Below are 10,303 nucleotides of genomic sequence, written 5' to 3' on the forward strand. Positions count from 1 at the left end.
CACTGCACCTGGCATCGGTGTTCGGCCTCGACCCCAAGACCGCGATCCGTTACACCGAAAACGCCCGAGCGCTTCTGGTGACCGCAGCCGAGCAGCAAGATCCCGCCGGTTCCCGCGAACTCAAGGGTCAGAACCGTCCATAGAGCGTGAAGCTCCATGAGTTCATCCTGAGGACCCTTCAGTTCGCATGAACTCTGGGACTTCTCGGGGGTCAGAGAGATTTGGAACGGAATCCGGCGCTAACGGGGTTCCCCCAGGTCAGCGACCCCCTGCCATTGTGGTCCTCCGGACGTGGTTAACGCCGGATCCCGTTCCATCGCACAGAGGGGGTGGGGAAGATCATGATCATGGTGCGGAAGGCTGGCCGCGGGTCTCGATGTGGTGAAGGTACGGCGGGCGGCTGGTGCCGGTCTGGGACGATCTGAGGCATGGCGCGTGGCGATGGTGGCGGCAGGGACGGCCGGGCCGAGCCCGAGTGGCGACCGGTGACCGACGTGGACATGATGACTGCGGTCGTGCTGGAGCAGCTGGGCGCCAACCGCGATCAGTTGCGGACCCTGGAGCCGGCGCGGCGCGTTCCGCATCTGCTGGACGACCACACCGTGGAGCGGATCAAGCAGGTGTTCGGGGAGCAGCGCGATGACCTGTGGCTGTGGGTCGAGACCGGCGAGCGCTGGCAGGCCCAGGACCTGAGCGCGGCCGAGGCCGCGAAGGTCGACCAGTACGTGGCGGCGGTGGAGGCGTTCGCGGCGAGCAACACGGTCATCCTGGAGCTGGCCGATGAGCTGGCCGCGGGCACGATCAACAAGACGCTGGCCAAGTCGGACCTGGAGCTGGGCGTGGAGACCTTGGCGGGAGCGCTGGCCCGGCAGGCGAACCCGTTCCCGGACGCGTCGCCGGTGCAAGTCCGCCACCCGCTGACGGCCGGCGACACCGATGAGACGTCGTGGCCATGGCTGACAGGGCTGGTGGTGGGCATGGCCGCCCCGGGCCAGTGGGACATCGTGGTGATCGATGACCGTCTGGTGGAAGGGCTGGACGCCGGCGGTAATCCGGTCTACCCGGTCTGCCGCCGCGCGGCCGAGGCGATCCGCCTGCGATAGCTCCGCGTTCAGCCGTTTCCCGGGCCTTGACGGGTCCGGCCGGTCAGATAGCGGTCTGCTGGTCGTGGTCGCGAAGCATGCGCAGGACGGTCGCGGCCGAGGGGTGACGGCCCTTCTTCGCGCCGCTGGTGATGACGAGCCGGGCGGCGATGTCGCGCAGGCTGAGGTCCTGGGCGCGCAGGTGCAGGGCCATGGACAGCATGGCGTCGTCGGTGACGGCGGCGCCGCCGATGGCCTTGCCGCGGGCGCGGGCGGATTCGTGGCCTTCCAGGGTGCGGTCGCGGATGTACTCGCGTTCCATCCCGGATAGCGCCGCGAGCACGGTGAAGACCACGCCCGAGGGGTCGTGGGAGCCCTGCAGTTCGCCGGTGAGGAATTCCAGCCCGATGCCGGCGGCGCGCAGCTGCTCGGCCAGGGCGGCCAGGTCGAGGCCGCGGCCGAGCCGCTTGTGCTCGTGCACCACGAGGGTGACCGCCACCCCGGCCGCGCGCAGTTCCCGGGCCAGGGTCACGGCCTTGTCGAGCTCGGGGCGGGTGGTGGCGCGGGTGGAGATCTTCTCGGCGAAGACGCGGGTGACGCCGGCGGCCTGGAGCGCGTCGAGCTGGGTGTCGAGGGACTGGCGGACGGTGGAAGCGCGGGCGTAGCCGATCCGTGCGTGCCCGGTCGGCTCGGCGTCGGCCGCGGCCGGGTGGGGCAACTGGGCCCAGGCCGTGCCCGGCTTGCGGAGGGCCGGGGTGGGGACGTTGAGCGCCTTGGCGAGCGCGGGCACGAGCCGGAAGCGGGCGGTGTGGTACTGGACGGCCACCTTGCCCCGGCCGGTGCGGCAGGGCGAGCCGGCGGGGGCGGCGCAGGCGGTCATCGGGCAGTCGTGGGCCTCCACGCGGAGGAAGTCGTCGTCACGCACTCCGAAATCGTTTCATAGGAGTGTTTCAGACGGCCACCCGTTTGCACCGACTCATGAAACAGTGTTCGCCCTGGACGCGCCCCGCCGTGAGCGGTGTTTCATAGGTATTCATTACCTGTAGCGCCAGAGCTGCTGTCCACGACGTCCATGACGAACGACTTATCCCCGGTGATCTGCCTGCTGGATGTGGTTATCTGCCGCCGTCCACCACGCAGAACACCGGAGGAAGCATGCAGGTGCAGCGGGTCTTGTCGCCCGTCACAGGGCTGGAGTCATGGACCGTACTGGGCGATGACGACGGTCCGATCCAGCCGATCGAGGCCTATCTGGCGTACCTGACCGACATCGAACGGTCCCCCAACACGATCAAGGCGTACGCCCACGATCTGAAGGACTACTTCACCTTCCTCGGCCTGCAAGGGCTGGACTGGCGCGAGGTACGCCTGGAGGACCTGGGCGAGTTCGTGGCCTGGCTACGCCGCCCGCCGGGCATGCGCGAGGGAAACATCGCGCTGCTGCCCTCGGTGGAGCACCACTGCACCGAGACGACGGTGAACCGGAAACTGTCCGCGCTGTCGGCGTTCTACCAGCACGCGGCCCGCCACGGGGTCGACCTGGGCGAGCTGCTGATCACGTGGCAGTCGGCAGGGCGACGGAACACGGCCTGGAAGCCGTTCTTGCATCACATCAGCAAGGGCGGGCTCCAGCCGCGCAGAACGATCAGCCTCCGAGCGCCGCGCAAGCTGCCGCGGGTGCTCACCGTCGTCGAGGTGCAGACCATCCTGGACGCGTGCGACCGGCTGCGTGACCGCTTCCTGCTCGCGCTGCTCTATGACAGCGGAATCCGGATCGGCGAGGCGCTGGGCATGCGCCACGAGGACCTGGCGGCCGCCGAACGGACGGTGACGGTCCAGCCGCGGGTCAACGACAACGGCGCCCGATCCAAATCCAAGACGCCGCGCACGATCCCGGTCTCGGCGGAGCTGATCAGGCTTTATGCCGACTACCTGCATGGCGAGTACGGAGACCTGGGCTCCGACTGCCTCTTCGTCAATCTCTGGGCCGAACCCCGCGGTCACGCGCTGACCTACTCGGCGGTCTACGACCTGGTACGGCGGCTGCGCCGCAAGACCGGAATCGCCTTCGACCCGCACTGGTATCGGCACACCGCGGCGACGCGCCTGCTGCGTGACGGCGTCTCGATCGAGGTCGTCTCCCAGATCCTCGGCCACGCCGACATCTCCACCACGATGGACATATACGGGCACCTGACGGTCGAGGACGCCCGCAAGGCGATGGAGGCCGCCGGCTGGTTCGCCGACCGGCAGGTGCAGCTGTGATGACCTCGTCCCTGAGCCCCGATCTGGATCACGCTCCCTCACGACGCCCGGCCGCCCGGCAGCGCCCCCACCTGGCCTGGGACCATGAATACGAGCGCGACGTGTGGCGGCTGAAGGAACTCGGCATCGAATGCGACTACCGAGCGACGATCTCCTTCGACGACATCCCACAGCCCTGGCTCAAGAAGCTCGCCAAGCGCTGGACCTGCTGGCGGCTGGCGAGCGGCCTGAGCCCGGCCACGGCATCAGGCGGTGCGAAGGCCCTGGCCCGCTTCGGCCGGTTCCTCGCGGACAGCAGCATCGAAGGGCTGGCCCAGGTCGACCGGCGGGTGGTGGAACGCTATCTCGCCGATCTTCACGCCGAGGGCCTCAGCACAGGCCGGCATCGCGACCGGATCGGTCAGCTGAACACCTTCTTCTCCGCGATCCGCCGACACCGCTGGGACGCCAGCCTGCCCACGACCGCGGTCCTGTTTCCCGAGGACTATCCCGCCACCGCGCAACGCCTGCCCCGGGCGCTGAACGAGCTGGTGATGGCGCAACTCGAACGCACCGACAACCTCGACGAGTGGAACCACCCCGAGTTCCGGCTGATCACCGTCATCTTGATCCGCTGCGGGCTGCGCATCACCGACGCCATCGAACTGCCGCGCGACTGCATCGTCTTCGACCGTGACCAAGCTCCCTACCTGCGCTACTTCAACCACAAGATGAAGCGCGAAGCGCTCGTGCCGATCGATGAGGAACTCCAGCACCTCATCATCGAGCAGCAGCAGCGCGCCCGAGCCCAGTGGCCGGACGGCGCACCGCTGCTGTTCCCCAGCCCGCGACGGAACCTGCAGGGCCGCCAACCGCTGCGCGGCGCCGGCTACCGGCAGGCCCTGCGCAGGTGGCTCAAACGCTGCGACGTCCGCGACGAACGGGGACGACCGGTCCACCTCACGCCGCACCAGTGGCGACACACCCTCGGGACCAGACTCATCAACCGCGACGTCCCCCAAGAAGTCGTCCGCCGCATCCTCGATCACGACTCCCACCAGATGACCGCTCACTACGCCCGGCTCAGCGATACCACCATCCGCCGGCACTGGGAACAGGCACGCAAGGTCAACATCCGCGGGGAGAGCGTCACCCTCGACCCGGCGGGCATCCTCGCCGGCCGCCTGGGCCAAACAGCGGATCGGCCGGGCGACCCAGGCCCTGCCCAACGGCTACTGCGGCCTGCCGGTGCAGCAATCCTGCCCGCACGCCAACGCCTGCCTGAGCTGCCCGATGTTCATCACCGCCCCGGAATTCCTGCCCCAGCACCAGCAGCAGCGCAGCCAGGTCCTGCAGATCATCTCCGCCGCTGAGGCCCGTGGCCATCAGCGCATGGCGGAGATGAATCAGCAGGTCCTGGACAACCTCGACCGCATCATCGATGCCCTGCAGGAGGACGGCGAGCCCGTCGCGAACGAGGTGTCCGATGCCGGCTGACAACACCCACTACCTGGTCACCGCAGCCAGACAGCGGCACGAGCTAACTCGTTCCAAGGTCATCCAGGCGCTGCGTGAGCTCGATCGCACCGGCGCCCCGGTCACCTTCCAGACCGTCGCTCAGCAGGCTTCGGTGTCTCGCTCCTGGCTCTACACCCAGCCCGACATCCGCGCCGAGATCGACAGGCTCCGCACCACGGCCCGGCCCACCACAGAGCCATCCGTGCCGGCTCGTCAACGCAGCAGTGAGGCGTCCCTACAACGCCGCCTCGAAGCCGCCAACAGCCGCAACCGTCAGCTCGCCGAGGAGAACTCCAGGCTCCGCCGACAGCTCGCCCAAGCGCTCGGCCGCCTTCGACTGGCCGATGGACGCGAGCCGGACAAGTCCGCTCCCGCACCGGCTCCCGCGAGCCGCTCTTCGGTAACGATCGGCCCCTGCTGACCAACGCGTCTCAGACCGCCCGCGGCCTCGTTGCGGACACCGTCTCCAACAAGGCCGCCCAGGTCAGAGGCCCGCAACAATCAGCGGCTCAAGATAACCCTCACCTGTGAAACACGGCCTGCCCAAACACGGGCCAGCCGAGCTGAGCACAGACCCCGACCTACGGCGCAGTCCTTAAGGAGGACGTGCGCTACCTCGGCGACATCATGACCCGCGTGCGCGACCACATGCGCGCGCAGCCGCCCCGCTCGGCGGCCCCGCGCAAGCGCCGTACCCGGTCAGAGACCTAGCACGGCCTCGAGGTCGTCGATGGCCGCCAGGGACTGGGCGAGCTGCTCGCGTTCTGCCTCGGTCAGGGTGAGGGCGCGCGCCCGGGCCAGGGCGTGCCCGGCGGCGGCGTGGTCCTTGGCGCGGACGGCGAGCTCGGCCCGGTAGACCAGCGCCTCCAGCAGCTCGGCCGCCGACGCGGTGTCCTTGTCCCGCTCCAGGGCGCCGTCCAGGATCTCGGCCGCCCGCTCGTGATTGCCGTTGGAGTCGCCCATCACGACCGCCCGGTTCAGCGAGGTGGTGAGCCTGCTCGTGGCCTCCTCCTCCGGCAGGGGGCGGGCGGCCATGAAGCGGATCCAGTTGCCGCCGGGGTCGATGACGGCGAAGCCGGAGTGGTTGCCGTCGTTCTTCCGCCTGCGCGGCCGGGTCATCCGGGGGATGCCGGAGACCAGGAGCTTGCCGTGCGCCGCGCGCATGCCCGCGGCGAACGCCTCGAACAGCTCTCCGGTGTCCGGCACGACGATCACGCAGGTCCCGTAGGAGTCTTCGGGCTTGAACGCCTCCGGCATGCCGAAGAAGCCCAGCTGGAGATCCTCGCGCTTGAGCAACACGTACGGGTTCGGCCGGACCTGGTAGTAGATCCGGCGGAAACCGAGCATCGTGTAGAAGTCGACCATCCCGTCGATGGAGCGGCAGGGAAGCAGCGGTATGGCGATCTCGTTGGCCATCGGGGGAACTCCTATTCGCCGGTCATGGTGAACGCGCCCTCTTCCAGGCGGCGGATCATCCGGTCGGTCCACTGGGCGCCGGCGTCGGCGGTGCTCAGCCACAGGGACAGCACCTCGCCCACCGGGCCCCAGGTCGCCAGATCCGTGCCCTCGGGCAGGTACGCGGTGATGCTCGCGCGCCACTCGCGCATGGCGCGGGCCCGCTCGCGCAGCAACTCCAGGGCCCGCTCCCGGGGAAGGTCCTCGATGAGGCCGACAGCGGCGCCCAGCACGTCCAGGCTCGGCTCGCGGTCGGCCAGCGCCTGACCCAGCAGGTCGAGGTACTCCCGCTCGCCCTCCTGGGTCAGCTCGTACTCGATCCGCGGCGGCCCCCCGGCCTCGGAGGCGACCGTCTCGTGCGTCACCAGCAGGCCCTGACCGGCCATGCTCTTGAGCGCGTGATAGACCGAGCCCGAGGTGGCGGTCGACCACTCGTGCGCGCCCCACGACTCCAGATCCGCGCGGACCTGGTAGCCGTGGGCGCTCCCGCGCCTGCGCAGCGCGCCCAGGACCAGCAGCCGTACCGGCTTCATCGAACCCTCCCGAACTTCGCTAGCCAAATTTGGCTAGCTGCTACCGGGAGCTTACCGCACCAACGTGGAGGAAATCGGCGTAGCGGCCGCCGCGGCGTACCAGCTCCTCGTGATCACCCTCCTCGACGACCCGGCCACCGTCCAGGAAGGCGATGCGGTCGGCGCGCTGGACCGTCCGCATCCGGTGGGCCACCATCACCACCGTCCGGCCGGCCATCAGGCGCTCGATCCGCCCTACGGTGACGCCCCGAAGTGACCGCCTGGTGCGGGATCGCGCCAGGTCGGGGTGGCCGTTCCGGTCGGCATCAGGGTGCCGAAGACCCGCTCGGCCGCCGGGTAGCTTCTGGACCGGCAACTGGCCGCTCTGACCGAGGCGGGCTGCCTGCGGATCTTCGCCGACAAGAAGCCCATCAGTCCTGGCCTCTACCTCGCCGCCGCCATCTACCGCCCATTCGCCGTCGGCGCTCCGCCCCTCAGCGCGCGTGTGCAGACGACTCCTGATATCCGTGCACGCGACTTCGGAAACCGACAAACGGCAAAATGAACATCCGAACCGGACACGGCGCACGGAGGTCCCCGTTCGGCCGGGTGTCCTTCGTTGCGTTCGTCAAACGTTCGTTAGATGAACGCGCCGGACACGGCTGCGGAAGATCGTCTGCGTCTGGGATCTACCGCGCCCGGATCTGTCGGGCGGCGTCCAGCGCAGCCCGTTCTGCCACCGCGTCCAGGGGGTGTGCCGCAGCCGTGCAGACCACTTCGAGCATCCGTGCAGACGACTTCGGAAACAGACACAGTCTTATTGATCTTGGGCTTGCTCTTGAGTTTCGAAACTGTTTTAGAGTTACTCAAGTCATTTGATCAACTGCTCAAACGTCAACCGCTCAAGGTCTATAAACCCGCCGAGGGGCCGAGGGCTGCAGGTCAACATGGATCAATTATTCGAGCTATGTAAGATGGACGGCCGCCGCGTCGACCGCGCGTGAACTCGGCCGAAGGCGGCTTGACCACTGCTTGGACGGGCCTGCGATCAAGTCGGGCGTGTCCCGCCTGCCAACGCTTCCATCCAGCCCTTCTCTTGGAGATCGTTCGGGTCTGGCTTTACGGTTCGACCAAAGGTGGCCGGTACCCGGCAGCGCAAACGGCGCATTTCACCCTCGCCGCTGACCCGCCGATGTGCCGGACGCGTGCCGAAGAGCATGTGACGAGCATGAACTCGGCCATCTTCGTCTCTCGGAAGGGGGTCGAGAGCAAGAACGCTTGCATGAAGGGCTCTGTCCTTGCCGCGCAATAAGCTGGGCAAGGACGGAGCTCATCGGCGTTTTCGGGCGCGGATAAAAATGAAGGCCCCAAGTCCAAAAGCCAGGAGGATAAGCACAAGAGTGGTGAGCACTTGCCAACCAAGCGCATAGCTAGCGACGGTGGCGATACTCCAGATGGTCACGCCACCAACGCAGAGTGCGAGTATGGCGATCACTACAACCACGGGCGAGGCAGCGGTTTTCTACGCGTCATACTGTCCAGCATTCCCCAATAGCCGTACTTGTGTCCAATTACGGGCACAGGTCAGTCGTGGATGGTACAGGTGCAACGTGATCGGACGCCGTGGAAGATCAGCAGCCAGCGCACGACCATGCACGACCAGTTGGCCGGGCGGGCTGGACAGCAATTGAAAGGCCCGCTCGGCAACATCCAATGGCGAACGCGTGACCGTTGCCATGTGACGCGTTTCGATGCCCATCTCGAAAACTCCAGGCTGCGATTAATCCATCTCTCGCACTCCGGTATATACGCGCTCTCCGGCAGATCTATGGCGGATACTCACGCGCAACATCAGGTGAGCGTCTGGCGGATTCCGCTGCGGGTCCACCCCTGGCTTCGCCAGATTCTTGCCATAGAACAGCCATGCCTGCCGTGCTATGGCAAAACAGCTTCAGAGTGCTTGCCAGAGACCTGCCAGAGCCCTGTGATTGGCTTGTCGCAACATGCTGGTCAACTCACACCTGCTTAGGGAAACAGGGTGCATGCAAAAATGGGCAGCCGGGGGCAATGTCTGCTACCGGGAAATGGACCATTCGTGCCGAGGCCGGCGGTATCGATGTCAGTCAATGATGGGCTGCCGCTCGATCGTTTGGTGCCGCTCGCGGAGCGGCAATCTCGAAGGGTAGGCGGCGACGGGCGCCGTTGCCGTCGGATGCCGCTCCTGACTACGTCGGTGGGTACCGCGTGGCGCGGCAATGTTCACCGGAAATCGGGCGACCGACCCTCTGGCAACGGACCGGGGAGTATCTCGCTACGACTGCCCCCTTGCTCCATCGAGGCCAGTTCCGTCATGGGGGCCGATGATGCGTGATTGGCCACAAAACTCCAGCTCAGAACCACCAGAGCGTGATAAGTCGGCGTCTTCTGTCGGAGACGAGCGCACACGTCGACGGACACTGCGCGCCCGGGTTGAGATCGTCACGGTGAGTGGACAAGAGGGTGACGAACTTGAGGCGCGTCAGTTGGCCGCAATCTGGGAGATCCTTCGATGTCTGCACCGGCAGAACAAACCATGAGCTATCCATGGGACACAGCTGGAGCCGCGGGGGCCGTTGAGGCCGCAGCGATCCCGCTGTCGGTAGCGTGGCTGGGCCGTACGTCCACCGACGACCAGCAGGACCCGACGCTGTCGCTGCCTCGCCAGCTACGGGCCTCGCGGGACGCCTTGCCCGAAGGGTTTCTGATCGTCGCGCACTTCTACGACATCGAATCAGGACGGATGGATCTCGATTCTCGCGGCCGCGGTCAAGCACACGAGGCGTTCGACATCCCCATCGCCCGTGACGGCGGCATCCAGGACCTGCTGGCCGAGGCCAAGCGGCCAGACCGCCGTTTCGCGGCCGTCATCTGCGAGTCAGTGGAACGGGTCGCTCGCCGGATCTATTTCGGCACGAAGATCGAATACGAGCTGGAACAGGCGGGCGTGATGCTGCTGGCCTCCGATGAGCCGATGCCGCAGCTGGACCGGCCACCGGGCGGGCGATCACGTAAGCGTTCCACACCGATGCTCACCCGCCGGGTCAAGCAGGCTGTGGCCGAGTGGTACGTGCTGCAGATGCTGGAGCTGTCCTGGGATGCCTTCTGCGAGCACACCGAGCAGGGCTGGAACGTGGGCAAGCCGTGCTATGGCTACCGTGCCAAGAAGATCCCGCACCCGGTGGCGGCCAAGCGCGCCGAGGGCAAGACCAAGACCCGGCTGGTCCCACATCCTGTCGAGGGGCCGACGGTGACGCAGATCTTCCTCTTGCGGGGTACGCATTCAGCTCTGAAGCGTTCCGGGTCGGCATGATCGCTGTCGGTAGTCACCCTCGGGCGTGCGTTGTCGCGGCCGGTGGCCGGATTCAGGCTTGTAGTGGGTCTGGTGGCATCCAGGCGCGTCCGAGGAGGGCGTCGCGGATTGCCGTCATGACGTCGGCGCCGTGTTTGGCGGCG

9 protein-coding genes are annotated in these 10,303 nt (G+C 67.2%); 6 read left to right on the forward strand and 3 right to left on the reverse strand.

Going from position 1 to position 10,303, the window contains the following annotated elements:
* Window positions 1-428 precede the first annotated feature (428 nt).
* Window positions 429-1,103, forward strand: coding sequence for a hypothetical protein (locus tag ITP53_RS49980; RefSeq protein WP_195902531.1), 675 nt, complete (start codon window positions 429-431; stop codon window positions 1,101-1,103).
* A 43-nt stretch (window positions 1,104-1,146) separates the two neighbouring features.
* Here ITP53_RS49980 and ITP53_RS49985 read toward each other — a convergent pair whose 3' ends face one another.
* The gene (locus ITP53_RS49985) at window positions 1,147-2,007 is read right to left on the reverse strand and encodes a recombinase family protein (RefSeq protein WP_328818393.1); all 861 of its coding nucleotides are present in this window, start codon (window positions 2,005-2,007) and stop codon (window positions 1,147-1,149) included.
* Between the two features lie 230 nt (window positions 2,008-2,237).
* Here ITP53_RS49985 and ITP53_RS49990 point away from each other — a divergent pair, with 230 nt between their 5' ends.
* The 3 genes from ITP53_RS49990 to ITP53_RS50000 all read left to right on the forward strand — a co-directional run bounded on the left by ITP53_RS49990 (window position 2,238) and on the right by ITP53_RS50000 (window position 5,265).
* Window positions 2,238-3,347 (forward strand): site-specific integrase, encoded by a 1,110-nt coding sequence (locus ITP53_RS49990; RefSeq protein ID WP_195902532.1) that lies wholly within the window; start codon window positions 2,238-2,240, stop codon window positions 3,345-3,347.
* Complete coding sequence (locus ITP53_RS49995) at window positions 3,347-4,699, forward strand: tyrosine-type recombinase/integrase (RefSeq protein ID WP_207757564.1); 1,353 nt, start codon at window positions 3,347-3,349, stop codon at window positions 4,697-4,699. Before ITP53_RS49990 ends, ITP53_RS49995 begins: the two co-directional genes overlap by 1 nt.
* A gap of 113 nt (window positions 4,700-4,812) precedes the next feature.
* The gene (locus ITP53_RS50000; RefSeq protein WP_195902533.1) at window positions 4,813-5,265 is read left to right on the forward strand and encodes a DUF6262 family protein; all 453 of its coding nucleotides are present in this window, start codon (window positions 4,813-4,815) and stop codon (window positions 5,263-5,265) included.
* A 278-nt stretch (window positions 5,266-5,543) separates the two neighbouring features.
* Here the strand turns inward: ITP53_RS50000 and ITP53_RS50005 are convergent, their stop codons facing one another.
* Both ITP53_RS50005 and ITP53_RS50010 read right to left on the reverse strand, forming a co-directional pair.
* Window positions 5,544-6,260 carry a VOC family protein gene (locus tag ITP53_RS50005; RefSeq protein ID WP_195902534.1) on the reverse strand — a complete coding sequence of 239 codons (717 nt, stop codon included), beginning with the start codon at window positions 6,258-6,260 and terminating at the stop codon, window positions 5,544-5,546.
* An 11-nt stretch (window positions 6,261-6,271) separates the two neighbouring features.
* Window positions 6,272-6,832 (reverse strand): PadR family transcriptional regulator, encoded by a 561-nt coding sequence (locus tag ITP53_RS50010; RefSeq protein WP_195902535.1) that lies wholly within the window; start codon window positions 6,830-6,832, stop codon window positions 6,272-6,274.
* Window positions 6,833-6,896: 64 nt separating this feature from the next.
* On the opposite strand from ITP53_RS50010, the gene ITP53_RS60780 reads away from it, so the two are divergent.
* Together ITP53_RS60780 and ITP53_RS50020 are read left to right on the forward strand one after the other, a co-directional pair.
* On the forward strand, window positions 6,897-7,088 hold the full coding sequence (locus tag ITP53_RS60780; RefSeq protein ID WP_195902536.1) for a hypothetical protein: 192 nt from the start codon (window positions 6,897-6,899) through the stop codon (window positions 7,086-7,088).
* 2,295 nt (window positions 7,089-9,383) lie between these two features.
* Complete coding sequence (locus tag ITP53_RS50020) at window positions 9,384-10,160, forward strand: serine integrase family protein (RefSeq protein WP_195902537.1); 777 nt, start codon at window positions 9,384-9,386, stop codon at window positions 10,158-10,160.
* Window positions 10,161-10,303 lie beyond the last annotated feature (143 nt).

Source organism: Nonomuraea cypriaca, assembly GCF_015645445.1.
Taxonomy (GTDB): domain Bacteria; phylum Actinomycetota; class Actinomycetes; order Streptosporangiales; family Streptosporangiaceae; genus Nonomuraea; species Nonomuraea cypriaca.